This is a genomic window from Blastococcus aggregatus, from assembly GCF_900221005.1.
Lineage (GTDB): Bacteria > Actinomycetota > Actinomycetes > Mycobacteriales > Geodermatophilaceae > Blastococcus > Blastococcus aggregatus.
Genome location: NZ_OBQI01000003.1, coordinates 569,079 through 593,533, shown reverse-complemented (window position 1 = coordinate 593,533; position 24,455 = coordinate 569,079). Strand labels below are relative to the sequence as shown.

Annotated in this window: 23 protein-coding genes; 17 read left to right on the top strand and 6 right to left on the bottom strand. The window is 73.4% G+C overall.

The genetic code is table 11. The annotated features are described in order from the left end of the window. The first annotated feature begins 62 nt into the window (after positions 1-62). The 4 genes from CRP29_RS12615 to CRP29_RS12600 all read left to right on the top strand — a co-directional run bounded on the left by CRP29_RS12615 (position 63) and on the right by CRP29_RS12600 (position 4,464). Complete coding sequence (locus CRP29_RS12615) at positions 63-743, top strand: GAF and ANTAR domain-containing protein (protein WP_097195366.1); 681 nt, start codon at positions 63-65, stop codon at positions 741-743. A 208-nt stretch (positions 744-951) separates the two neighbouring features. Beyond that, complete coding sequence (locus CRP29_RS12610; RefSeq protein ID WP_097195365.1) at positions 952-1,212, top strand: hypothetical protein; 261 nt, start codon at positions 952-954, stop codon at positions 1,210-1,212. 185 nt (positions 1,213-1,397) lie between these two features. Beyond that, complete coding sequence (locus CRP29_RS12605; RefSeq protein ID WP_217991572.1) at positions 1,398-3,053, top strand: class I adenylate-forming enzyme family protein; 1,656 nt, start codon at positions 1,398-1,400, stop codon at positions 3,051-3,053. A gap of 178 nt (positions 3,054-3,231) precedes the next feature. Beyond that, on the top strand, positions 3,232-4,464 hold the full coding sequence (locus CRP29_RS12600; protein WP_097195564.1) for a 3-deoxy-7-phosphoheptulonate synthase: 1,233 nt from the start codon (positions 3,232-3,234) through the stop codon (positions 4,462-4,464). 9 nt (positions 4,465-4,473) lie between these two features. Here the strand turns inward: CRP29_RS12600 and CRP29_RS12595 are convergent, their stop codons facing one another. Next, on the bottom strand, positions 4,474-5,337 hold the full coding sequence (locus tag CRP29_RS12595; protein ID WP_097195363.1) for a dioxygenase family protein: 864 nt from the start codon (positions 5,335-5,337) through the stop codon (positions 4,474-4,476). Positions 5,338-5,446: 109 nt separating this feature from the next. Between CRP29_RS12595 and CRP29_RS12590 the strand changes: the two genes are divergently transcribed. After that, positions 5,447-5,629, top strand: a complete 183-nt coding sequence (locus tag CRP29_RS12590; protein WP_097195362.1) for a PspC domain-containing protein — start codon at positions 5,447-5,449, stop codon at positions 5,627-5,629. Here the strand turns inward: CRP29_RS12590 and CRP29_RS12585 are convergent. Then, the gene (locus CRP29_RS12585) at positions 5,607-6,215 is read right to left on the bottom strand and encodes a TetR/AcrR family transcriptional regulator (RefSeq protein ID WP_097195361.1); all 609 of its coding nucleotides are present in this window, start codon (positions 6,213-6,215) and stop codon (positions 5,607-5,609) included. The genes CRP29_RS12590 and CRP29_RS12585 overlap by 23 nt on opposite strands. A 21-nt stretch (positions 6,216-6,236) precedes the next feature. Between CRP29_RS12585 and CRP29_RS12580 the strand changes: the two genes are divergently transcribed. From CRP29_RS12580 to CRP29_RS12560, 5 genes are all read left to right on the top strand, one after another. Then, positions 6,237-7,451: an MFS transporter gene (locus tag CRP29_RS12580; protein WP_097195360.1), complete on the top strand. Its 1,215-nt coding sequence runs from the start codon at positions 6,237-6,239 to the stop codon at positions 7,449-7,451. Positions 7,452-7,535: 84 nt separating this feature from the next. Then, positions 7,536-8,312, top strand: a complete 777-nt coding sequence (locus CRP29_RS12575) for an MBL fold metallo-hydrolase (RefSeq protein ID WP_217991571.1) — start codon at positions 7,536-7,538, stop codon at positions 8,310-8,312. Between the two features lie 14 nt (positions 8,313-8,326). Next, on the top strand, positions 8,327-8,746 hold the full coding sequence (locus CRP29_RS12570) for a Zn-ribbon domain-containing OB-fold protein (protein WP_097195358.1): 420 nt from the start codon (positions 8,327-8,329) through the stop codon (positions 8,744-8,746). Continuing rightward, positions 8,743-9,897 carry a thiolase C-terminal domain-containing protein gene (locus tag CRP29_RS12565; protein WP_097195357.1) on the top strand — a complete coding sequence of 385 codons (1,155 nt, stop codon included), beginning with the start codon at positions 8,743-8,745 and terminating at the stop codon, positions 9,895-9,897. Before CRP29_RS12570 ends, CRP29_RS12565 begins: the two co-directional genes overlap by 4 nt. A 156-nt stretch (positions 9,898-10,053) precedes the next feature. Continuing rightward, positions 10,054-10,770: a TetR/AcrR family transcriptional regulator gene (locus CRP29_RS12560; RefSeq protein WP_097195356.1), complete on the top strand. Its 717-nt coding sequence runs from the start codon at positions 10,054-10,056 to the stop codon at positions 10,768-10,770. A 7-nt stretch (positions 10,771-10,777) separates the two neighbouring features. Here CRP29_RS12560 and CRP29_RS12555 read toward each other — a convergent pair whose 3' ends face one another. Then, on the bottom strand, positions 10,778-11,638 hold the full coding sequence (locus CRP29_RS12555; RefSeq protein WP_097195355.1) for a MaoC/PaaZ C-terminal domain-containing protein: 861 nt from the start codon (positions 11,636-11,638) through the stop codon (positions 10,778-10,780). 216 nt (positions 11,639-11,854) lie between these two features. Here CRP29_RS12555 and CRP29_RS12550 point away from each other — a divergent pair, with 216 nt between their 5' ends. Continuing rightward, positions 11,855-13,330 carry an MFS transporter gene (locus tag CRP29_RS12550; RefSeq protein WP_176522944.1) on the top strand — a complete coding sequence of 492 codons (1,476 nt, stop codon included), beginning with the start codon at positions 11,855-11,857 and terminating at the stop codon, positions 13,328-13,330. Between the two features lie 24 nt (positions 13,331-13,354). On the opposite strand, the gene CRP29_RS12545 is transcribed toward CRP29_RS12550, so the two are convergent. Next, positions 13,355-14,197: an acyl-CoA thioesterase gene (locus CRP29_RS12545; RefSeq protein WP_176522943.1), complete on the bottom strand. Its 843-nt coding sequence runs from the start codon at positions 14,195-14,197 to the stop codon at positions 13,355-13,357. A gap of 122 nt (positions 14,198-14,319) precedes the next feature. Here CRP29_RS12545 and CRP29_RS12540 point away from each other — a divergent pair, with 122 nt between their 5' ends. The 4 genes from CRP29_RS12540 to CRP29_RS12525 all read left to right on the top strand — a co-directional run bounded on the left by CRP29_RS12540 (position 14,320) and on the right by CRP29_RS12525 (position 17,765). Next, positions 14,320-14,931, top strand: coding sequence for a TetR/AcrR family transcriptional regulator (locus CRP29_RS12540; RefSeq protein WP_097195352.1), 612 nt, complete (start codon positions 14,320-14,322; stop codon positions 14,929-14,931). Beyond that, a complete protein-coding gene (locus tag CRP29_RS12535; protein WP_097195351.1) occupies positions 14,928-15,143 on the top strand; it encodes a ferredoxin in 216 nt (71 codons plus the stop codon). Before CRP29_RS12540 ends, CRP29_RS12535 begins: the two co-directional genes overlap by 4 nt. Further along, positions 15,140-16,411 (top strand): cytochrome P450, encoded by a 1,272-nt coding sequence (locus CRP29_RS12530; protein WP_097195350.1) that lies wholly within the window; start codon positions 15,140-15,142, stop codon positions 16,409-16,411. Before CRP29_RS12535 ends, CRP29_RS12530 begins: the two co-directional genes overlap by 4 nt. Before the next feature lie 109 nt (positions 16,412-16,520). After that, positions 16,521-17,765 (top strand): NAD(P)/FAD-dependent oxidoreductase, encoded by a 1,245-nt coding sequence (locus CRP29_RS12525; protein WP_097195349.1) that lies wholly within the window; start codon positions 16,521-16,523, stop codon positions 17,763-17,765. 73 nt (positions 17,766-17,838) lie between these two features. Here the strand turns inward: CRP29_RS12525 and CRP29_RS12520 are convergent, their stop codons facing one another. Then, the gene (locus tag CRP29_RS12520; RefSeq protein ID WP_097195348.1) at positions 17,839-18,774 is read right to left on the bottom strand and encodes an alpha/beta hydrolase; all 936 of its coding nucleotides are present in this window, start codon (positions 18,772-18,774) and stop codon (positions 17,839-17,841) included. Between the two features lie 37 nt (positions 18,775-18,811). Continuing rightward, positions 18,812-20,314 (bottom strand): flavin-containing monooxygenase, encoded by a 1,503-nt coding sequence (locus CRP29_RS12515; RefSeq protein ID WP_176522942.1) that lies wholly within the window; start codon positions 20,312-20,314, stop codon positions 18,812-18,814. Between the two features lie 155 nt (positions 20,315-20,469). Here CRP29_RS12515 and icmF point away from each other — a divergent pair, with 155 nt between their 5' ends. Continuing rightward, a complete protein-coding gene (gene icmF, locus CRP29_RS12510) occupies positions 20,470-23,706 on the top strand; it encodes a fused isobutyryl-CoA mutase/GTPase IcmF (protein ID WP_097195347.1) in 3,237 nt (1,078 codons plus the stop codon). Next, positions 23,703-24,455 carry a helical backbone metal receptor gene (locus tag CRP29_RS12505; protein ID WP_097195346.1) on the top strand — a complete coding sequence of 251 codons (753 nt, stop codon included), beginning with the start codon at positions 23,703-23,705 and terminating at the stop codon, positions 24,453-24,455. Before icmF ends, CRP29_RS12505 begins: the two co-directional genes overlap by 4 nt.

The following is a 24,455-nucleotide window of genomic DNA, read 5'->3' as shown; positions in this document are numbered from 1 at the left end:
GACATCCGGTTGCGTCCAACCTGGATGGCGCAGGTGACGCCGAGGACGGGAGACAGAGCACGGTGTCGGCGGAAGCGATCCCACCCGGCGACCTGCCCGGCGTCGCCGCCTACCTCGCCGCGACCACCGAGCTCGCGGTCCGGCTCGTCCCCGGCGTGACGGCGGCGTCGGTCACGGTGCTGTCCGCCGCGCAGGCGCAGACCCCGGCCTTCACCGGGCACCTGGCCTTCGAGCTCGACCAGGTGCAGTACGAGCTGGGGAACGGGCCGTGCATGCACGCCGCCTCGACGGGCAGCCCGGTGGAGATCGTCGACGCCCGCGCCGACGAGCGGTGGCCCGACTACGCCGGAGCCGCGGCCGCCCGCGGTGCACGGAGTTCGCTGTCGATCCCGCTCAGCATCGCCGGTGAGTCGACCGGCGCGCTGAACCTGTACGGCGAGCGGGTGGCGGCCTTCACCGACGAGCAGGTCCGCCGGTCGGCCGGTTCCGTGGGGAGCGCCGCCGCGGTCGGTCTGACGGCGCTGCTGGACCTGGCGACCGCCGCCGACCGGGCCGGCAACATGGAGTCGGCGATGGTCTCGCGCGCGGTCATCGAGCAGGCGAAGGGGATCATCATGGAGCGCCGGCGGGTGACCGCGGACGCGGCGTTCGAGGTGCTCAGGACCGCGTCGCAGACGACCAACCGGAAGCTGCGCGACGTCGCCGAGCACCTGGTGGTGAGCGGCGAGCTGCTCGGTCAGTGACGAGCGCGCGGGCTCGGTGGACACGCGCACGAACTGCTGGTGCAGCAGGCGATGAGACCAACGACCCTGGCGCCGGGCTGCCGGGCGTGCTGGCCTGGATCCGTGCGACCGCGCACGAGCGGCCGCACCCGCACCAGCACGTCGGTGGGAAGAGGCAGCCATGCGCGAGTCCACGCCCGACACGGGGAAGCGAGCGCCAGGATCGGCGGTGATCTCGCCCGCCGAGAAGATCATGTGCGAGTGGGAGGCGCGGCACGACGTCGCCGCGCGCGGCCGGATCGCCGACCCCGCAGCGGCGCTGCAGCGATACCTGACCCGCAGCCGGCTCGAGGAGGAGCGGCGGCACCGGGAGTCCGCGACGCCGCGGCCTCCCGCGCCGGGTGCGCACCGCGCGGCACGCTCGGACCCGTTCGCGGCGGAGCACCCGCTGCTCGCGTCCTGGCTGCGGTGGGGCGAGGACCGGCGCTGACCTGCGCCCGGACGCCTGATCGGAGCGCCCGCCGGAGGGGTGGGGAAACGCCACTGGACGGGGCCTGTTGCCCAAGATGGTTCGAGTGTGAAACCGTCCGGATGTTGTCGGGGTCACTCCCGGCGTCATCCGTCGTGTAACCGTCTAGGAGGCGTCGTCTCGTGTCAGTGAGTCACCAGGAGGCCGTGGCACAGCTCACGAGCCCAGGGCAGATGTTCGAGCTCGAGCCCTGGACCCGGCCGGATGGGGGGACCTACCAGGTCTTCCGCCACGCCCCGCCGAGCATGCGCGAGGTCTTCGCGATGGCCCGGGCCCACGGTGACGCGCCGTACCTCGTCTTCGGGGACGAGCGGCGCAGCTTCAACGAGACCTTCGCCGAGGCGGACGCTTTCGCCGCCGCGCTGGTCGAGCGCTACGGCGTGACGAAGGGCGACCGCGTCGCGATCGCCATGCGGAACTTCCCCGAGTGGGTCGAGGCCTTCATCGCGATCCTCTCCATCGGCGCGATCAGCGTCTCGATGAACGCGTGGTGGACCGAGGACGAGCTGGACTTCGCCCTCGAGGACTCCGGCAGCACGGTGATCGTCGCCGACGAGCAGCGGGCGAAGCTCGCTGCCGCGTCCGCCCAGCGGCTGGGCGCCCGCATCGTCGTCGTCCGCTCGTCGGCCCCGATCGAGGGCGCGGACAGGTGGGAGGACGTCGTCGTCCCCGGCGCGGCGCTGCCCGACGTGGCCGTGGGCCCGGACGACGACGCGACGATCCTCTACACCTCGGGCACGACCGGTCGCCCCAAGGGCGCCGTCTCGACGCAGCGCGCGCTGGTGAACACGGTCATGGGCTTCCTGGCCCGCGGCATGGTGGCCGCGCTGGTCACGCCGCCGGAGGACCCCGACGCCCCGCCCGGTGGCGCGATCCTCGCCGTCCCGCTGTTCCACGTCACCGGCTGCGTCGCGGTGATGCTGGGTTCGCTCGTGGCCGGCCGGAAGCTCGCGATCATGTACAAGTGGGACCCGGAGGCGGCCCTCCAGCTCATCGAGAGCGAGCGCCTGAGCGCCTTCGTGGGCGTGCCGACGCAGAGCATCGACATGCTGCAGCACCCCCGGTTCGCCGAGTTCGACACCTCGAGCCTGGTGTCCGTCGGCGGCGGTGGCGCACCCACGCCGCCGGCCCTGATCGCCAACATCGACAGCTCGTTCAAGGCCGCGAGCCCGGGCTTCTCCTACGGGATGACCGAGACCAACGCGCTCGGCCCGAGCCTCGCCGGGCAGGACGCGCTGGACAAGCCGATGGCCGCCGGCCGCGTGCCGCTGCCCATGGAGGCCGAGATCCGCGACCCCTCCACCTTCGACGTGCTGCCCGTGGGTGAGCGCGGCGAGATCTGGTTCCGCGGCGCCAACCTCATCCGCGGCTACTGGAACCGCCCCGACGCGACCGCCGAGACGATCGTCGACGGGTGGCTGCGCACCGGCGACATCGGCCACCTCGACGAGGACGGCCTCGTGTACGTCGACGACCGGCTCAAGGACATGGTCCTCCGCGGTGGCGAGAACGTGTACTGCGCCGAGGTCGAGGCCGCGATCTACGAGCACCCGTCGGTCATGGAGGCCGCCGTCCTCGGCGTCCCCCACGAGCGGCTGGGCGAGGAGGTCGCCACGGTGATCGTGCTCAACGACGGCGCCTCGCTCACCCGGGACGAGCTGGTGGAGTTCCTCTCCGCGCACCTGGCCTCGTTCAAGATCCCGACCGTCATCGACATCCGCACCTCGCCGCTGCCGCGCAACCCCGCCGGCAAGTTCCTCAAGCGGGAGCTCCGCGGCGAGCTGGAGCCCCAGCAGGGCTGATCGCCGCACCGCACGACCGCGCTCGGGCCGGACTCCTCATCGGGGTCCGGCCCGAGCCGTGTCCGGCGCGGCCGGGTCCGGTGTCCGCAGCGAGCGGGCGGCGGGCGATGCTGTGCGTGCGCGGCCCCGGCCCCGGGGATGCGCCCGATCGAGTTGGTGGAGGTCCGCGGTGGACGCGATGCCCGAGGCGCTGCTGCCCGACGCGCTGCTGGACGAGGCGACGCGGATCGCCGACCTGCTGGTCGAGGTGCAGACGCGGGTGAACGCGCAGATCGACGCCGCGCTCGTCGAGCTGCTCCCGGAGGTCGCCCAGCAGCTGGGGGTCGCCGACGTGCCGCCGGTCGACCTCTCCGGCCTGGTGAACGCCCGCATCACCGCCCTCAGCGTCGTCGTCACCCCGGCGGCCGTGGCGTCCGTCGTCCCGCTGACCGACGCGTCCGTGGCCACGACCCGGGCGGCCCGCCGCGCGGTCACCGACGTCCTCGCCGGCGAGGACGACCGCCTGGTCGTCATCGCCGGCCCCTGCTCGATCCACGACCCGGCGGCGGCGCTGGAGTACGCCGGCTTCCTGGCCCGCATGCGGGAGCGGCACGGCGACGACCTCGAGATCGTCATGCGCACCTACACCGAGAAGCCGCGCACCGAGGTGGACTGGAAGGGGTTCGCCTACGACCCCTTCCTCGACGGCTCCAGCCGGATCAGCGTCGGCCTGGTCGCCACCCGCATGCTGATGTGCCGGATCACCGAGCTCGGCGTGCCCGTCGCGGCCGAGCCGCTGAACGCGCTCACCCCGCAGTACGTCAACGGGCTGGTCACCTACAACGGCGTCGGCGCCCGCAACGTCACCGACCAGACCGCGCGCGAACGGGTGTCGGGGTTCTCCTCCGTCGTCGGCTTCAAGAACTCCCCGGAGGGGAGCATCGACGCCGCGATCCAGGCGATCGTGGCCGCCCGCGCACCGCACGAGTTCCTCGGCGTCGACGCCCACGGCGTCAGCGCCCAGCTGTCGACGACGGGCAACGACACCGGGCACGTCATCCTCCGCGGCGACAAGGCCGGGCCGAACTACTCGGCCGCCCACATCGCCGCGACGCGGGCGAAGCTCGCCGCCCGAGGGCTGCCCGAGGTGATCGTGGTGGACGCCTCGCACGGCAACAGCCAGAAGGACCACCGCCGCCAGGTCGAGGTCGTGCGCGACCTCGCGGCGCAGATCGCCGGCGGGGAGCCGGCGATCCGCGGCGTCATGGTGGAGAGCAACCTCGTCGAGGGGCGGCAGGACCTCGACCAGCGGCACCCCGAGCGGCTGGCCTACGGCTGCAGCGTCACCGACGCCTGCGTCGACCTGGCGACGACGGAGGACCTGCTGGCCGGCCTGGCCGCGGCCACCCGGGCCCGCCGCGAGCGCGGCTGACCGCCCGGGTCACGCGGCCTGCAGGGAGCGCTTGGACAGGCCCATCCAGAAGCCGTCGATCGTGAAGTCGCGCGGCGCCTCGGGGTCGGTCGCCGCGCCGAGCGTGACGAACAGCGGCGTGAAGTGCTCGACCGTGGGGTGGGCGTAGGGCATGCCGGGCGCCCGGCGCTGGTAGTCGGCCAGCGCGTCGACGTCACCCCGGGACAGCTGCTCGGCCGCCCAGGTGTCGAAGTCCGTCGACCAGCCCGGTGTCGTCTGCCCCAGCCAGTCCGACCGGGTCAGGAACGGCAGCCCGTGGGTGGTGAAGCCGGAGCCGATGACCAGGACCCCCTCCTCGCGGAGCGCCCGCAGGCGGGCGCCGAGCCGGAGCAGCTCGTCCGGATCGGACGTCGGCAGGCTCAGCTGCAGCACCGGGACGTCGCCCTCCGGGTACATGACCTTCAGCGGCACCCACGCCCCGTGGTCCAAGCCGCGGTCCTGCTGCTGGTGCACCGGCTGCCCACCGCCGAGTGCGCCCAGCACGCGGGCACCGAACTCCGTGGCGTCGGGGGTGTCGTAGCGCATCCGGTAGTACATCGGGTCGAAGCCGCCGAAGTCGTAGACCGGCGTCACGTGCGCGTCGGTGCTCGACAGGCTCAGCGGCGCCGCCTCCCAGTGGGCCGAGACGATCAGGATCGCCCGCGGCCGCGGCATGGACCGGGCCCAGCTGAACAGCTGCGTCATCCAGGCGGTGTCCTCGAACAGCGGCGGCGCGCCGTGGCTGAGGTACAGCGCCGGGAGGGCGCCGGAGGCCGGCGTCCAGGCGTCGTGGGTACCCGCGGCGGCGACCCGCGCGAGGTGCCCGGCGAAGGGGTGGCTCGGGGTGGCGGTCATGGCCCGACCGTAGGCGCGAATACTTGAACGGTCAACTATCGAGGCGCCCGGGACGGGGCCGATCGGGATGGGGGTGGTGGTGGCGGCCCGACCGGGGTAGACCGGCTGCATGGCATCGACGCTCGTGCGGCCCCGGTCCGGCAGAGTCCTCGCGGGGGTCTGCGCCGCGCTGGCCGACCGGTTCGGGATCTCCCGCGGCCTCGTGCGCGTGGCGTTCGTGCTCTTCGGCCTGTTCGGCGTCGGAGAGCTCGTCTACCTGGCGCTGTGGATCATGATCCCGAAGGCGCCCTGAGCGTCTGGGTCACCCACTCCGCGGCCAGCCGGCGGGCGTGGTCGAGCGGGTCGTCGGCCGGCAGGTCCGGCGTCGTGGCCGTCCGGGCCAGGCGGTTCAGCGCGCCGTCGTAGAGCAGGAGCAGCGTGTCGGCCACGTCGTCGGGATCCGTCGCGCCCGCCTCCACGGCGAGGGTGCGCAGCCGGTCGAGCAGCAGCCGGGAGTCGGCCTCCAGCCAGCGCTGCCCCGGGTGGGTCGCGGGCAGCTCGATGGCGGCGGCGAGGAAGCCGCAGCCGCGGCCGTTGCCCTGGCGGCTCCGGTAGCGGTCGACGGCGTCGAACACCGACAGCAGCCGCTCGGCCGGGTCGGTCTGCTCTGCGAGGACGTCGTCCCAGGTCTGCCGCCATCCCGCGTGCCGCTGCTCGAGGTAGGCCGCCACCAGGGCGTCCTTGCCCGCGAAATGGGCGTACATGGTGGCGGGGGAGACCCCGGCTCGGCGCAGCACGGCGTCGACACCGGTCGCGGCGATGCCGGCCCCGTAGAACAGCTCGGCGGCCGCGGCCAGCAGCCGCTCGCGCGCGGGTCGAGATGCCGGGTCCGCCGTCACGGATCTACTGTAACGATCGTTATGGAGCAGCGGTCGGCACGCCACGGAAACGCCCTGGTCGCGGCCGGCCTCGCGGTCATCGCGGTCACCTACGGCCTGGCCCGCTACGGCTACGGGCTCTACCTGCCCGAGTTCCGAGCCGCCTTCGGGCTCTCCAGCGGGACCGCCGGCGTCATCGCGGCGGGCAGCTACGCCGGGTACTGCGGAGCCGCCGTCCTGGCCGGCCGGCTGGTCGGCAGCGGCCGGGCGCGCGCCGCGCTGTGGTGCGCCGGTGCCGTCGCCGCCCTCGGCTGCCTCCTGGTCGCCGCAGCCTGGAGCGGCCCGGTGCTCGCCGCCGGCGCGCTGCTGGCGGGCAGCGGCGCGGGCGCGGCGACGCCGGCGACGGTCGCCGCCGTCGCCCGGACGGTCCCGGCGACCGGGGTGCCGCGTGCCCAGGGCGTGGTGAACAGCGGCACCGGGGCGGGCGTCGTCGCCGGTGGTCTGCTGGTGCTGTCCGTCCCGGGCGCGTGGCGCTGGGCGTGGGTCGGGTTCGCGGCAGCGGCGCTCGCGGCGACGGCGTGGGCGGACCGGAGCGCCCGCTGGGGTGGGGGAGACGGGCCGGTGCCCGGTGTCGGACCGGAGGAGGAGGAGGCCCGAGTCCGGCTGGCCCGGCCCCTCGTGGCCGCCGTCCTCGCCGGCGCGGGGTGCGCCGGGGTGTGGACCTTCGGCCGCGACCTGCTGGCCGATGACGGCGGGCTGCCCGACCGTCTGACCGGACTCCTGTGGTGCGTGCTCGGTGCCGCCGGTCTGCTCGGCGGGATCAGCGGCGTGCTCGTGGTCCGCGTGGGCGTGCGGGCCGCCTGGATCGCCACCGTCGCCGCCGCTGCCGCGGGCACCGGGGTCCTCGGGGTGTCGGCGGGCTCCCCGGTGCGAGCGGCGCTGTCGCTGGCCCTCTTCGGCGCCGCCTTCGTGGCGCTGAGCGGTGTGCTGCTCGCCTGGGGGGCGGCGCGCGCCCCGGGGACCGCGGCGTCGGCGGCGGCCTCGCTGTTCATCGGGCTGACCGTCGGCCAGGCCGTCGGCGCGGTCCTGCTGGGCCGGGTGGCCGACGCGACGAGCGCCCCGGTGGCCTTCACCGCCGCCGCCGGGGTGCTGCTGCTCGCCGCGGGAGCCGCCGAACGACGTCCGCGGATCCGGCGGCCCGCGGGGCTGCCCGGCCCTCTCGGGCAGCGCACAGGAGCGCGTCGGCCCATGGTCTAGGGTGAGCGGGATTCTAGAATTCAGGAGGCGCTCGTCGTGTGGACCCGGGACACCCCGCCCCCCCGCCCTGGCGACCCGCTGAGCGTGACCGAGCGCGCCACCCTCGTGCTCGCGCCCAACGCCAACGCCTGGACGTTCGAGGGCACCAACACGTGGCTGCTCGCCGAGCCCGGCAGTGACGTGTGCGCCGTCGTCGACCCCGGTCCGGACGACGACGCGCACCTCGCCGCGATCCTGGACGCCGCCGGCGAGCGCCGCATCGTGGCCGTGTGGGTCACCCACGCCCACCACGACCACGCCGAGCTCGCGCCCCGGCTGGCCCGCGTCACCGGTGCCACCCTGCGCGCCGCGAACCCCCGGCTCTCGGACCAGCCGTTCACCGACGACGAGGTCCTGCGGGTCGGCGCGCTCGAGGTCCGGGTGCTCTGGACGCCGGGCCACACGGGCGACTCGGTCTGCTTCCACCTCCCCGCCGAGGGCAGCGTGCTCACCGGCGACACCGTGCTCGGCCGCGGGTCACCCATCGTCAAGCCCGGCCGGCTCGGCCAGTTCTTCGCCAGCCTCGACCGGCTCGGCGAGGTGCTCGCTCCGGCCGGGTCGGTGATCCTTCCCGGGCACGGTCCCGCGCTCCCGCACCCCGTGCCGGAGCTCGAGCGCCGGCGCCAGTCCCGCATGCGCCGCCTCGACCAGGTCGCGCAGGCCATGGCGGAGGGCGTGACCGAGCCCGAGGCGCTGGTCGAGCGCATGTACCCCCACCTCGGCCCGGAGCTGCGCGACGCCGCGCGGATCTCGGTGGAGGCCTCGATCGTCCACGTCCAGACCACGCACGTCCCCGCCTTGTCCGATCCCGTTCCCAACTGAGGAGAGCCACGCCGGTGCCGCCACCCACGAAGCCCGCCCCCGTCCCCACCCCGGAGACCCTCCCGTTCTGGGAGGGCTGCGCCGCCGGTGAGCTGCGCATCCAGCGGTGCACCTCCTGCGGCAAGCACGTCTTCTACCCGCGGCCGGCCTGCCCGTTCTGCTACTCCACCGACCTCGAGTGGGTGGTCAGCGACGGCACCGCCACGCTGCACTCCTACGTCATCAGCCACCGGGCCGCCCCCGGGTTCGCCGAGGAGGTGCCCTACGTGATCGCGATCGTGGAGCTGCCCGAGGGCGTGCGCATGATGACCAACCTCGTCGAGGTCGAGGCCGACCCCGAGAAGCTGCCGCTGGACATGGCCCTGCGCGTGGTCTTCGAGCCGCGCGGCGACGTCCACCTGCCGCTGTTCGCACCTGCCGGGAGTGCCGCATGAGCGCCAAGGACGACATCGTCATCATCGGTGCCGCCGAGACCGACGAGCTGGGCAAGCTGCCCGACATGTCGACGACGGCCCTGCACCTGCAGGGCGCGCGCAACGCGCTCGCCGACGCCGGGATGACCCCCGCGGACATCGACGGCATCGCCACGGTCCAGACGCCCGGGCCGGTGGCCATCGCCCACGCCATGGGCATCGAGGCGAGGTGGCTCGACGGCACCGGCGTGGGCGGGACCTCGTTCCTCTTCCACGTCCGGCACGCAGCCGGCGCCATCCGCGCCGGCCTGGCCGAGACCGTGCTCATCACCCACGGCGAGTCCGGCCGGTCCCGGGTGGACCCTGCGGCCTGGGGGCGCAGCCCGCAGTCGCTCAACGGCCAGTTCGAGGCGCCCTACGGCGTCTTCGGCCCGCCGACGGCGTTCACGCTGACCGCGCTGCGCTTCATGCACGAGACCGGCACGACGCTCGAGCAGCTCGCCGAGGTCGCCGTCGCCCAGCGCCGCTGGTCCAGCCGGAACCCGCGGGCGGCCATGCAGGACCTGGCCACCGTGGACGACGTCCTCGCGTCGAAGATGATCGCCTGGCCGTTCACCCTGCTCATGTGCTGCCTGGTCACCGACGGCGGTGGCGCGCTCGTGGTCACCACGCGGGAGAAGGCGGAGGCGCGCGGCTACGACAAGCCGCTCGTGCACCTGCTGGGCGCCGGCGAGGCCGCGGACTCCCCGATGGTCAGCCAGATGCCGGACATGACCTCGTTCGGCGGCTTCAAGCGCTCGAGCGCGGCGGCCTTCGCCGAGGCCGGCATCACGCACGCCGACGTCGACCACCTGATGATCTACGACGCCTTCGCGCACGTGCCCCTCTACGGGCTCGAGGACGCCGGCTTCGTGGGTCGGGGCGAGGCCGGTGCGTTCGTCGCCGAGGGCAACACCTCCCCGGGCGGGCGGCTGCCGATGAACACCAACGGCGGCGGCATGTCCTACACCCACACCGGGATGTACGGCATGTTCGCCATCCAGGAGGCCGTGCGCCAGGTGCGTGGCGAGGCCGCGGCGCAGGTCGAGGGCGTCGAGCGCAGCGTCGTCATGGGCAACGGCGGCATGTTCATGGCCGGCGCGACCCTCGTGCTGGGCCGGTCGCCCCGCTGATCCGTCGGCCGGTCGCCGCTCCGCAGGGAGCGGCGACCGGCCCTGGGCCCCGCCGGCCCCGCGTGGCGAGGCTCTCGCCCAATCGGGGCCGCAGGGGCCGCGCGGTGCCCTAGGCTGTTCTAGAACGACGTTCTAGCCCGCCCGGAGGGAGATCCGATGCCACGCGACCCCGGCCCCGCTCCCGGGCGCAGTGCCTGGAAGTGGAGCCGCACCGGGGAGACCCGCCGGGTCCTGCTGGACGCCGCCCGCGAGGTCTTCGCCGAGCGCGGCTTCGCCGAGTCCAGCGTGGCCGACGTCGTCGAGCGCGCCGGCTCCAGCGTCGGCAGCCTCTACCACCACTTCGGGGGCAAGAGCGAGCTGTTCCTCGCGCTCTGGGAGGAGTGGAAGGACAGCCAGGAGAAGCGCGCCGCCGAGGCGGTCACCGCCGCCCGCAGGGCGGGGGAGACCCAGCCGCTGGCCCTGTTCGTGGCCGGCGCGCGCGGCTTCCTCCGCGGCTCCTGGGAGGGCCGCGCGGTCGGCAGCCTGTTCGTCGACAAGGACGGCCCGCCCGGGTTCGAGCTCCTGCGCCGCACCCGCGGGCACGAGTGGATCCGGCAGAACTCCCTGCTGCTGCAGGCCCCGGACGACGCCATCGGCCGGGTGACCGTCTCCGTGCTGACCAACGTCATCGGCGAGGCGGGCCGCGAGGTCATGAGCAGCCGGACCCGGCGCGAGGCGCAGGCGATCGTCGACGCCGCCGTCGTGATGATCGAGCGGCTCGGCGTCCTGGTCGAGGACGTCGAGCCGACCGCGGAGCAGGCCATCGCGCCGGCCGAGGGACCGGCCGTCGAGGTGCCGCAGTCAGGCGCCGGCACGGTGATCGCCGGCGCCTGACCCCGGATCACTCGGGGGCGCCGACCTCCGCGCGGCCGCGGTCGATGACGACCGTGCCGTCGCCCCGCAGGGTGCGGAACAGCAGGGCGCCGTCGGCCCCGCCCTCGTGGCGCCAGATGCGCACGGTCAGCGCCTCACCGGGCAGGACCGGCGAGCTGAACCGCCCGGACATCGCCCGGAACTGGCCCGGGTCGCCGCCCATCGCCGACATCAGCAGCGCGCGGCCGGTGATGCCGTAGGTGCACAGCCCGTGCAGGATCGGCCGCTCGAACCCGGCCCGCGCCGCGAACGCCGGGTCGGAGTGCAGCGGGTTGCGGTCGCCGTTGAGCCGGTAGAGCAGCGCCTGCTCCGGCCGGGTCTCGAGCGTGACCTCCCAGTCCGGCGCGCGATCGGGCTGCGCCCAGTCGTCCGCCGGCGCCGTGTGGTCGGACTCGACCTGCTCGCCGCGGATGAAGATCGAGCTGCGCGTGGTGATCAGCGGCGCGCCGTCGGCGTCGACGGCCGTGGACGACGTGGTGACCAGGGCGCCGCTGCGCTTGCCCTCCATCGACTCGACGCGGGCCTGCGCGCGCAGGGTGCCCTCGACCGGCAGGACCCGGTGCAGCCGGATCTCCTGCTCGGCGTGGACCAGCATCGCGCGGTTGAACTCACCGATGCTCACGCCGGGTGCCTGGGCCAGCAGGACGCCGAACGTCGGCAGCACCTGCTGCTCGACCCCGTGGCTGTTCTCCGTGGTGAAGCTCAGCTCCTGGCTGGGGTCGCCCAGCCCGGCGCCCACCCCGACGGCGTAGAGCAGGGCGTCCTTCGACGTCCAGCTGCGCTCGTGAACGGTTCCCTCGCGGCCGACGGCCGACAGGTCCAGTGGCATGGGGTTGAAGCCTCTCCTCGACGTGGTGGCGCTGCACTGCGCCGCCCGGCCAGCATGCCCCACCGCCGTCCTCAGCTCTAGAGCCCTGTTCTAGGATTGCTCGGACAACGGGGGGTGCGAATGTCCTGGTCGACCGCGGCGCGTCCGGACGGGCTCGAGCAACCGGTCATCGGCACGTCGGGCGCGACGGACAGTCCGGAACCGGCCTTCCCTGCGGTGCCCCCGTCGGAGCCGGCGACGTCCCGGGACGACCCGGCGGTCATGCGCGAGGCCTGGCGGACGCTGTCCGTCGTCGGGTTGGCGAGCATGTTCTCCGGCCTCTCGAACAGCGCTCTCAACGTGGCGCTGCCCGCGGTGGCGCGCGAGTACGACGCCTCGGCGACGGCGTCGAGCTGGATCCTGCTGTCGTTCATGCTCACCCAGACGCTGCTCATGGTGTCCTTCGGGCGGCTGGCCGACCTCTTCGGCCGCCGGTCGATGTACCTGACCGGCCTGGCCGTCTTCACCGTCGGCAACCTGCTCGCGGGCTTCGCCCCGGACGCGTGGTGGCTGGTCGCCTGCCGGGTGCTGCAGGCGGCGGGTGCGGCGATGCTGCTGACCAACAGCGCGGCCCTGGTCACCGGCGCCTTCCCGCGGCACCGGCTGGGGCAGGGGATGGGCATCTACCTGGCCTCGTTCTCCGTCGCCCAGCTCCTCGGCCCCACCCTCGGCGGGTTCCTCGCCGAGCACGTCGGCGTGCAGTGGCTCTTCTGGTCCAACGTGCCGGTCGGCATCGGCTGCCTGGTCTGGGGCGTCGTCGCGCTCCGCCCGGTGCCCCGCTCGGGTGAGCGGCTGTCGCTGGACGTCCCCGGCAACCTGCTGGCCTTCCTGGGCCTGGGCTGCGGGCTGGTCGCGCTCTCGCAGGTCACCTCGCTGGGCTGGTCGGACCCGCTGGTGATCGGCGGGCTCGTGGCGTTCGCCGTCCTGCTGCCCACCTTCATCCTGGTGGAGCGGCGGGTGCGCGACCCGCTGATGGACACCCGCCTGTTCGAGGACCGCAGCTTCTCCTGGGGGCTGAGTGCCTCGTTCCTCAACGCCATCAGCAACTTCGGGGTCGTCCTGCTGGTGTCGCTGTACCTCCAGGCCGGGGGTGGGGAGGACGCGCTGTCGGCCGGGTGGAGCGTGCTCCCGCTCGCGGTGTCGGCGCTGATCTTCTCCGCGGCGTCCGGCTTCTTCCAGCGCTGGATCGAGGCGCACACCCTCACCGTGCTCGGCAACGCCGCCACGGCGGCGGGCCTGGCCGTGCTGCTGCTGCTCACGGGCGCCGAGGTGAACGACGCCGCGGTGATGGCCGCCCTGATCCTCGTGGGCGCCGGGTCCGGGCTGTTCATGCCCTCCAACACCCAGGTGCTGCTGGCCACCATGCCCAGCGAGCGGCTGGGCATCGCCAACGGCATGCGGCTGATGCTGCAGAACACCGGTGCGGTCCTGGGCACCGCGGTGATCCTCACCGTGCTGACCACCCCGCTGCCGTTCGAGCTGAGGCGCTACGTCTTCTCCGGCACGATCTCCGAGGTCTCCGCCGAGGGCCGGCTCGACCTCGTCACCGGCTACCACTGGACGGCGTTCACCCTCCTGCTGGTCTGCCTGGGGGCGATGGCGTGCTCCCTGGGCGCCCGCCACGCCGGCCTCCGGGCGAGCCGCAGGGGCTGACCGGCCGGTCCCTGAGGGGACAGCTCAGCGCGGGCCGATCGGGCGGACCATCCCCTCCTGGGCGACGGTCATGACCAGCCGGCCGGCGGCGTCGAAGACGCGGGCATGGCAGAGGCAGCGTCCACCGGCGGCCCAGCTGCTCTCCTGCTCGAAGAGCAGCCACTCGTCGACCCGGACCGGCCGGTGCAGCCAGACGGCGTGGTCGAGGCTGGCCGCGGCCACGTCCGGGGCGCCGACGGCGCGGGCGTGCGGGGCCAGGGACGTGGACAGCAGGAGCATGTCCGAGGCGTAGGCGAGCGCGGCGGCGTGCACCAGGGGCTCGTCGGGGAGCGCCTCGCCGGCGCGCAGCCAGAAGCGCTGTTGCGGCGGGGCGCTCTCCCCGCGGGCGGCCGCCACCCGGGGCAGCTCGCCGTCGAACCGGAGCTCGAAGGGGTGCCGCCGGAACAGGCTGCCGAACCAGCTGCGCAGTGGCTCCGGCGCCTCGGCGGCGGCCTCCTGCACCGTGGGCAGCGACTCCGGAGACGGCGCGTCCAGCGCGGGCACCTGGTGGGCGAACCCGGTCTCGGCGACCTGGAACGAGGCGGTGAGGTCGAGGATCGCCCGGCCGTCCTGCTCGGCGGTGACCCGGCGGGTGCCGTACGAGCGGCCGTCGCGCACGCGGTCGACGCGGAAGTCGGTGGGGGAGGAGGCCTCGCCGACGCGGAGGAAGTAGGCGTGCAGCGAGTGCACCCGCCGGTCGGGGTCGACCGTGGCACCCGCGGCCAGCAGCGCCTGCGCGACGACGGAGCCGCCGAAGGAGCGCTCCGGGTTCTGCCGCCGCGGCCCTGCGCGGAAGGTGTCCGCACCGGTCGGTGAGACGGAAAGCACGCCCGCGAGGTCACCGTCGTTGCCCCGTGCGTCCTGTGACGAACCCTCGACCTGCATGAATTCTCGACTCCTTCGGTCCAGCCCTCTTGACCTGTTAAGTGAATCACTATTCAATTCGTGGTGTGGGACGCATCGCAGGCGCAACGGGCGCACAGACACGGGAGCGGCTGCTGCGTGCTGCCGCCGACGTGTTCGCCCGCCGCGGCTACGACGGCACGCGGGTCGCCGACATCGCGACCGAGGCGGGGCTGAGCAACAGCGCCCTGTACGCGTACTTCGCCTCGAAGGCCGAGCTGCTCGTGGGTGCGCTGCGCACGCACGGCCGGCGCCCGATGGCCGAGATGCTGGCGGCCGACCCGGACCGCTCGATCGTCGACCTGTTCATGCGCGCAGGTGTCGGCCTGACCGAGCCGCCGGACGCCGACCGGTACCTGGTCATCGAGGCCCTCATCGCCGCCCGCCGCGACCCGGAGGTGGCCTCGGCCATGACCGGATACGTGCGGGAGCGGGCCGAGTGGATGACCGGTCTGGTCGAGCAGGCGCAGCTCCGCGGGGAGATCGACGCGACCGTCTCGGCCAAGGCGATCGCGCACCTGGCCACCTCGCTGGCCATCGGCAGCACGCTGCTCACCCCTGATCTGCACGACGTCGACGACGAGGACTGGACAGCCCTGCTGTCCCGCGTCGTGACGAGCATCGCCCGTACCGAAGCACAGATGGGAAACCGCACATGAAGGTGCAGATCGACTCGAAACTCTGCCAGGGCCACGGCCGCTGCTACGACCTCGCCCCCGATCTGTTCGGCGAGGACGACGAGGGCTACGCCACGCTCACCGCGCTCACGGCCGACGGCAACGTGCCGGAAGGCCGGGAGGGCGACACCCGTCTCGCTGCAGCCAACTGCCCCGAGTCCGCCGTTCTAGTGTTCGAGGAGGCTCTGAAATGACCGTCGATGACAGGTTCACCGAGGATTTCCGCAGTAAGGAACCTCAGGAGGGTCTCGGTGTTCGCAGCGAGGTGGTGACCGGGCCGGTCTCCGACTGGACCACGGACTTCTCGCACTTCGAGGAGGAGTACGCCGAGCGCGCCATCGAGATCTGGGACGACCTGCGCGGTCGCTGCCCGGTCGCGCACACCGACCGCTTCGGTGGGGCCTGGCTGCCCACCCGGTACGAGGACGTCCAGGCCATCGCCTACGACACCGAGCACTTCTCGTCCCGCGCGATCATCGTCAGCAACTACCGGCCGCCGCTGGACCTGGCGCCGGTCGGCGGAGTCCCCCCGATCTCGTCCGACCCGCCGTTCCACCACGACGCCCGCAAGCTCCTGCTGCCGGCGTTCACCAAGGCGAACGTCGCGAAGCAGGCGATCACCACCGAGGCGTACTGCCACTCGCTGATCGACGGCCTCGCCGGCCGGGACGTCGTGGACGCCGCGACCGAGTACGCGATGCACATCCCGATGCGCGTCATCTCGGACATGCTGGGCTTCCCCCCGGAGGACGGGCCGAAGTTCGCCGAGTTCGTGGAGAGCGCCCTCGAGGGTGCCAACGGCACGCCCGAGGAGCGGCAGGAGAGCGGCGCCCAGCTGTTCGACTACCTCCTCGAGCAGATCCGCGACCACATCGCGAACCCGCGTGAGGACCTGACGACGTACCTCATCAACGCGGAGCTGTACGGCCAGAAGCTGGAGCCGCAGCACGTCGCCGGCACCATGGCCCTGCTGCTCATCGCCGGCATCGACACGACGTGGAGCGCCATCGGCTCCTCGCTGTGGCACCTGGCCAAGAACCCCGAGGACCGCAAGCGCCTGGTCGAGGACCCCTCGCTCCGGCCGGCCGCCGTGGAGGAGTTCCTCCGCGCGTACGCCCCGGTCACCATGGCCCGCCTGGTCAAGGAGGACGTGGTCATCGGTGCGGCCGAGATGAAGAAGGAGGACTGGGTCCTGCTTCCCTTCCCGGCCGCCAACCGCGACCCGGAGCGCTTCGAGGACGCCGACAAGGTGATCATCGACCGGCAGGTCAACCGGCACGCGGCCTTCGGCCTCGGCATCCACCGCTGCGTCGGGTCGCACCTGGCCCGCATGGAGCTGCGCGTCGCGCTCGAGGTGTGGCTGGACCGCATCCCCGAGTTCAGCCTGGTCGAGGACGAGCCGACGCGCTGGTCCGTCGGTCAGATCCGCGGCCCGCGCGCTCTGCCGATGCGCATCGGCTGACGCCGCGTCGGAGCCCCGGTGGTCGTGCACACGACCGCCGGGGCTTCGGCACGTCCGGCACCAGAACGCCTGAGGTCGCAGTCCTACTCACCAGCAGGGGGTCCTACCCGTGTCCAGCCAGACCGTCGTCGTCGTCGGCTCGTCCGTCGGCGGGGTGCGCGCAGCGCAGGCGCTGCGCCGCGAGGGCTTCGCCGGCCGCATCGTGCTCGTCGGCGAGGAGTCGGCCGAGCCCTACGACAAGCCGCCGCTGTCCAAGCAGTACCTGGCGGGGGAGTGGGCGCTGGACCGTCTCGCACTGCTCACCCCGGAGGCGACGGCCGCCGCGGACCTCGAGCTCCGCCTCGGCGTCGCCGCCGTCCGGCTCGACGTCGCCGCCTCCCAGGTGGTGCTCGCCGACGGCACGACGCTCGACTACGACCACGTCGTCATCGCCACCGGCGCGACCGCCCGGCCCTCGCCGTGGCACGCCGGCTCCGGGGTGCACGTGATCCGCACCCTGGCCGACGTCGACGGTCTCCGCGCCGACCTCGCGGCCGGCGGGCCGGTCGTCGTCGTGGGCGGTGGCGTCATCGGCGCCGAGGCGGCGGCGACCATCCGCACGCTCGGGCACGAGGTGGTCATGGTCGACCCGCTCGCGACGCCGCTGGCGCGCCTGGTCGGCCCGGAGGTCGGCCGGCCGCTGGAGGAGCTGCACCGGCGGCGGGGCGTCGACACCCGCTTCGGGGTCGGCGTGGAGGGCATCGACGGCTCGGCCGGGAACCTGACGGTCCGGCTGACCGACGGCGCCGTGCTGAGCGCGGCCACGGTGCTGGTCGGCATCGGCGCGGTGCCGAACGACGCATGGCTCGCCGACTCGGGGCTGCTCATCGACAACGGCGTCGTCTGCGACCGGTACTGCCGGGCCGTGGACTCCGACCGCGTCTGGGCGGTGGGCGACGTCGCCCGCTGGCAGGACCCGCGGTATCCCGCCGAGGTGCGCGTCGAGCACTGGACCAACGCCGTCGAGCAGGGGGCCGCGGTCGCGCACAACATCGTGCACGCCGACGACCTGCAGCCCTACAGCCCGCTCGAGTACGTCTGGAGCGACCAGTACGACTGGAAGCTGCAGATCGTCGGGCACGCCGCCCGCGGCGGCCGGTTCGAGGTCGTCGGCGACCTGTCCGTGGACCCGGCGAAGGGTGCGGTCCTCTACTCCGACGACGACGGCCTGCTGACGGGCGTCGTGGCGGTCAACTGGCCCAAGCCGCTGGTCACCGGCCGCCGGGCGCTGAACGCCGGCGCGGCGGACTTCGAGGAGTTCGTCGCCCAGATGAGGGCGCTGTTCGCCAAGGTGTCGGCTCCGGCGGCTCCCTGACCGCACCCGGCCCGGACGCACCGGAGCCCGGGGACCGTGCGGTCCCCGGGCTCCGGTCCGTCTGCTGTGCGGGTCAGCCGTGCAGCAGCGTGCGGAACTTCCCGCAGGTCTCCTCGACCGCCGCCATCGCGGCGGGGGAGAGGGCGCCCATGTCGAAGAACCCGTGGATCATGCCGTCGTACCGGGTCACCTCGACCGGCACACCGGCGGCCCGCAGCGCCTCGGCGTAGGCCTCGCCCTCGTCCCGCAGCGGGTCGAACTCCGCGGTGACGACGACGGCCGGCGGCTGCCCGGTGAGGTCCGGGTGGTGCAGCGGGGCCAGACGCGGATCCTTGGTGTCCTCCCAGCTGCCCGCGTAGTGGCCGTAGAACCAGTCCATGGTCGGCTGCTCGAGGAAGTAGCCCTGCGCGTTCTCCACGCGGGACGAGTACTCGCCGGCGGCGTCGACGGCCGGGTAGATCAGCAGCTGCGCGGTGATCGGCGTGCCCTCGGCGTGCAGGGTCTGCGCGACGACGGCGGCCAGGTTGCCGCCCGCGCTGTCGCCGGCGACCCCGAGCCGGTCGTCCCCGCCGAAGCGGTCGCGGTTCGCGGCGATCCAGCGGGCGGAGACCACGGCGTCGTCCGCGGCGGCCGGGAAGGGCGCCTCCGGTGCGAGCCGGTAGTCGACGGAGACGACGACGGCGGAGGCGTCGCGGCAGATGTGCCGGGCCATGTTGTCGTGCGTCTCGAGGTCACCGATGACCCAGCCGCCGCCGTGGAAGAACGCGACGGTCGGGAACGGGCCCTCGCCCTCGGGTCGGTACACGCGCGCCCGCAGGTCGCCGTCGCCGCCGGGGACGGTGATGTCCTCGGTGCTCGCCACGGGCACGACCTGCTCCGGGCCGCGCAGTCCGGTGGTCATGGCCAGGTACTGCGCCCGCCCGGCCTCCGGCGGCCCCTCGTACATCGGGGGCAGGTCGGACTGCTGGGCCATGGCGAGCAGTGCGGCGAGGTGCTGGTCGACCGGCACGGGGTCTCCTGTTCTCGGGGCGGGTGGGGAAGGCGGATCAGCGGTAGACGAGGCCGTCGTCGAGGTCGGCGGAGGGCAGGAGTTCCCGCTCCTCGGCGTACTCCTTGTGGTGGGTCCACGGCTCCCGGTCGCCGCGCTTGTACATCCGGTGCTGGGAGCGCATGACGTAGCCGGGGTTGAAGTTCTCCGGGTCCGACCAGTCCAGCAGGGGCATGTCGGCGTCCTCCGGCCGCAGCTGCGGGACGACGACCGGGGTGCCCTGCTCGTCCATCTTGGCGAGCAGCCGGCAGACGAACTGGCTGACCAGGTCGGCGCGCAGCGTCCAGCTGGCCCGGAAGTAGCCGAAGACGTAGGCCATGTTCGGCACGCCGGTGATCATCAGCCCGCGGTAGGTGACCTGCCGGGTGAAGTCGACCGGCTCGCCGTCGACGGTGAAGGCGACGTTGCCGAACACCGACAGGTCGAAGCCGGTCGCGGTGACGACGACGTCGGCCTCCAGCTCCTCGCCGGAGGTGAGCCGGATGCCGGTCGGGGTGAACCGCTCGATGGTGTCGGTGACGACGGAGGCGTTGCCCTCGCGCAGCGCGGTGAAGAGGTCCCCCTCGGGCACCGCGGCCAGGCGCTGCTGCCACGGCCGGTAGGTGGGGTTGAAGTGCTTGTCGATGTCGAAGCCCTCGGGGAGCAGCGGGCGCATCGACTCGATGAGGAACTCGCGCAGCACGTCCGGGGTCTCCTTGGACATGCGGTGGAGCTCCTCGCCCTGCACGAACGAGGCGCGGCGCATGATCTCGTGCGTCCACTCGTCGGGGATCTCCAGCGCCCGCAGCGTCGCGGCCAGCTCGGCGACCTTCGGGCGGGAGATGAAGAAGGTCGGCGAGCGCTGGAGCATCGTCACGTGCTTGGCGTTCTCGGCGATCGCCGGGATCAGCGTCGCCGCGGTCGCGCCGGAGCCGATGACGACGACCCGCTTGCCGGTGAGGTCGAGGTCCTCGGGCCACTGCTGCGGGTGCACGATCTGCCCGCCGAAGTCGTCCATGCCCTCCCATCGCGGCTGGAAGGGCTTGTCGTGGTCGTAGTAGCCCTGGCACATCCAGAGGAAGTCGGTGGTGAAGCGGAGCTGCTCGCCGGTGTCCTCGCGGGTCACCTCGACGGTGTACCGCTTCTCCTCGGACGACCAGCTCGCGGCGGTGACGCGGTGCCGGTAGCGGATGTGGTCGGCGAGGTGGTTCTCCTCGATGACCTCGTCGAGGTAGGTGAGGATCTCGTCGGCGGTGGCGATCGAGGGCCCGCGCCACGGCTTGAAGCCGTAGCCGAAGGTGAACAGGTCGCTGTCGGACCGGGCGCCCGGGTAGCGGTGGGTCCGCCACGTGCCGCCGCGGGTGTCGAGCGCGTCCAGGAGCAGGAAGCTGCGGCCGGGCTGCTGCTGCTGCAGGTGGTAGGCGGCGCCGATGCCGGAGATGCCGGCGCCGACGATGAGGACGTCGACGTGCTGGACGTCGCTGGTGGGGGTGCGGCCGGCGGGGGCCTGCATCGTGGTCATGGAGAACTCCTCGCAGGCGCGTGACGTACGTCGCAGAACGTACCGGCGCGAGGGGCGTATTGCTAGAACGCCGCTCTGGTTGGGCCGGCCCGACCCGGGTGGTCGCATCGAGAGGTACGTGGACGTCCTACTAGTTGGGGCCGTACGGTGCGGGCATGCACGAGCCCGCGCATCCGGTGCGCTTCGTGACCGCCGCGAGCCTGTTCGACGGGCACGACGCGTCGATCAACATCATGCGGCGGATGCTGCAGAGCCAGGGCGCGGAGGTCGTCCACCTCGGCCACGACCGCAGCGTCGACGCCGTCGTCCGCGCGGCGCTGGAGGAGGACGTCCAGGGCGTCGCGATCTCCTCCTACCAGGGCGGGCACGTCGAGTACTTCGGCTACCTCGTCGAGCGGCTCGCCGAGGCCGGCGCCGGGCACGTGCAGGTCTTCGGCGGGGGCGGCGGCGTGATCGTCCCCGAGGAGATCGCCGCGCTGCGCGAGCGCGGCGTCCGGATCTTCGCGCCCGAGGACGGCCAGCGCCTCGGCCTGCCCGGGATGATCGACGAGCTCGTCCGGGCCTGCGACGTCGACCTCGCCGCCGAGGGGCCCGACGTCGACGCGCTGCTCGCCGGGAACCCGGCCGCGCTGGCGCGGGCGATCACCGTGCTGGAGGGCGGCCGGTCACCCGAGCTGGCCGGGCAGGTGCGGGCGGCGGCGGCCGGGCGCCCGGTGCCCGTCCTCGGCATCACCGGCACCGGGGGCTCGGGCAAGTCCTCGCTGACCGACGAGCTCCTGCGCCGCCTGCGGCTGGACCAGGAGGACAAGCTGCGGGTCGCGGTCCTGGCGATCGACCCCACCCGGCGGCGCGGCGGCGGGGCGCTGCTCGGCGACCGGATCCGGATGAACGCCCTGGATTCCGGAGGGGGCGACCCTCGCGACGGTTCCCGCACCTTCTTCCGTTCGATGGCGACCCGCAGCGCCGGCGCCCAGGTGCCCGAGCACCTCGACGACGTCCTGGCGGCGGTGCGGGCGGCCGGCTACGACCTGGTGATCGTGGAGACGCCGGGCATCGGGCAGGGCGACGCGGCGATCGTGCCGTTCAGCGACGTCTCGCTCTACGTCATGACGCCCGAGTTCGGTGCCGCCTCGCAGCTCGAGAAGATCGACATGCTCGACTTCGCGGACGTCGTCGCCATCAACAAGTTCGAGCGCCGCGGCGCCGAGGACGCGCGCCGCGACGTCGCCCGCCAGCTGGTGCGCAACCGGTCGGCCTTCGGCGTCCCGTGGGAGGAGATGCCGGTCTACGGCACCAGCGCCGCCCGGTTCAACGACGACGGCGTGACCGGGCTCTACCAGCACCTCCTCGGGTTGCTGGTCGATGCCGGCCTCGCCGCGGGCCCCGGAGTGCTGCCGCGGGTCGACGTGCGCGCCTCCACCGGGCTGACCAGCGTCGTCCCGGCCCAGCGCGTCCGGTACCTGGCCGAGATCAGCGAGGCGGTGCGCGGCTACTCCGCCGTCACCGGGGCGCAGGCCGACGTCGCCCGCCGACGCCAGCACCTCGCCACCGCCGCCGAGGTGCTCGACGGCGCCGCCGCCGACGCAGCCCGGGCCGCGGCCGAGGCGGCCGCCGCCGAGCTGCTGGCCGACGTGCGCGCGCTGCTCGACGGGTGGCCGGCGGTCGTCGAGGCGTACTCCGGCGAGGAGTACGTCTACTCGGTCCGCGGCACGGAGATCCGCACGCCGCTGACCCGCACGACCCTGTCGGGCAGCGCCGTCCGCCGGGTGTCCCTGCCCCGCACGCGGGACGACGGCGAGCTGCTGCGGTTCCTGCGCGCGGAGAACCTGCCCGGCGCCTTCCCCTTCACCGCGGGGGTGTTCCCCTTCAAGCGGCAGGGCGAGGCCCCGGCGCGCATGTTCGCCGGTGAGGGCGACCCGTTCCGCACCAACCGGCGCTTCCGGCTGCTCTCGGCCGGCAACGAGGCGACCCGGCTGTCGACGGCGTTCGACTCGGTGACGCTCTACGGCCGCGACCCCGATCCGCGCCCGGACATCTACGGCAAGGTCGGGACCTCGGGGGTGTCGATCGCGACGCTCGAGGACATGGCGGTGCTGTACTCCGGATTCGACCTCTGCTCGCCCACGACGTCGGTGTCCATGACGATCAACGGCCCGGCGCCGACGATCCTGGCGATGTTCCTGAACGCCGCGATCGACCAGCGGCTCGACGCGTTCCGCGCGGAGGAGGGCCGCGAGCCCGACGCGGCGGAGGCCGAGGAGCTGCGCGCCTTCGTGCTGGCGAACGTCCGCGGCACGGTGCAGGCCGACATCCTCAAGGAGGACCAGGGGCAGAACACCTGCATCTTCTCGACCGAGTTCGCGCTGCGGGCGATGGGCGACATCCAGCAGTGGTTCATCGACAACGGCGTCCGGAACTTCTACTCGGTCTCCATCTCCGGTTACCACATCGCCGAGGCCGGGGCGAACCCCATCAGCCAGCTGGCGTTCACGCTGGCCAACGGGTTCACCTACGTCGAGAGCTACCTGGCCCGCGGCATGGCCATCGACGACTTCGCGCCCAACCTGTCCTTCTTCTTCTCCAACGGCATGGACGCCGAGTACTCGGTCATCGGCCGGGTCGCCCGCCGGATCTGGGCGGTGGCCATGCGGGAGCGGTACGGCGCGGGGGAGCGGTCGCAGAAGCTGAAGTACCACGTGCAGACGTCGGGCCGGTCGCTGCACGCGCAGGAGATGGACTTCAACGACATCCGCACGACGCTGCAGGCGCTGTGCGCGATCTACGACAACGCCAACAGCCTGCACACCAACGCCTTCGACGAGGCGGTGACCACCCCCGGCGAGCAGTCGGTCCGCCGGGCCCTGGCGATCCAGATGATCATCGACCAGGAGTGGGGGCTGGCCGGCAACGAGAACCCGCTGCAGGGCTCCTTCGTGATCGAGGAGCTCACCGAGCTGGTGGAGGAGGCCGTGCTGGCCGAGTTCGACCGGATCGCCGAGCGCGGCGGAGTGCTCGGCGCCATGGAGACCGGCTACCAGCGCGGCCGGATCCAGGACGAGTCGATGCTCTACGAGCACCGCAAGCACGACGGCAGCCTGCCGATCGTCGGCGTCAACACCTTCCTGGCACCCGACCGGGGCGACGCCCCGCCCGCGCCGGTGGACCTCGCCCGCGCCACGGAGGCGGAGAAGCGCTCGCAGCTGGAGCGGCTGGCCGGCTTCACGGAGCGGCACGCCGCGGAGGCGCCGGCCGCGCTGGCCCGCCTGCAGCAGGTGGCGATGGACGGCGGCAACGTCTTCGCCGAGCTGATGGAGACCGTCCGCGTCTGCACGCTCGGGCAGATCACCGAGGCGTTCTTCGAGGTGGGCGGCCAGTACCGCCGCAACGTGTGAGGGACGACCTCGGGACCGCGCTGGACCTGCCCGGGCCGCCGCGGCGGGTGGTGTCGCTCGTGCCGTCGCTGACGGAGGCGCTGGCGGTCACCGTGCCCGACCGGGTCGTGGGCGCCACCGACTGGTGCACCCACCCGCCGGACCTCGACGTCGCACGGGTCCGCGGCACGAAGAACCCCGACCGGGCGGCGATCGCCGCGCTCGCGCCGGACCTGGTGATCGCCAACCGGGAGGAGAACCGGCAGCTGGACGTGCAGCGGCTCCGGGCTGCCGGCATCCCGGTCTGGGTCACCGTCATCGAGTCGCTCGACGAGGCGCTGGTCTCCATGCGCCGGCTGCTCACCGAGGTGCTGGACGTGAGCGAGCCGGCGTGGCTGCGCACCGCGGCGGCGGAGTGGGCGCGGCCGGTGCCGGAGCCGGCGCTGCGGGTCGCCGTCCCGATCTGGCGCGACCCGTGGATGGTCGTGGGAGGGCGGACGTTCGCCGGCGACGTGCTCGCCCGGCTGGGCCTGCACAACGCGTTCGCCGACGACGAGCAGCGCTATCCGCGGGTGGAGCCCGACGACCTGGGCGCCCGGGACCTCGACCTGGTGCTGCTGCCGGACGAGCCCTACGTCTTCACCGCCGAGGACGGGCCGGAGGCGTTCCCCGACGTGCGGTCCGTGCTGATCTCCGGCCGCGACCTCACCTGGTACGGCCCGTCGCTGGCGACGGCGCGCGGGCGCCTGCTCGCCGCGACCCGCGGCTGA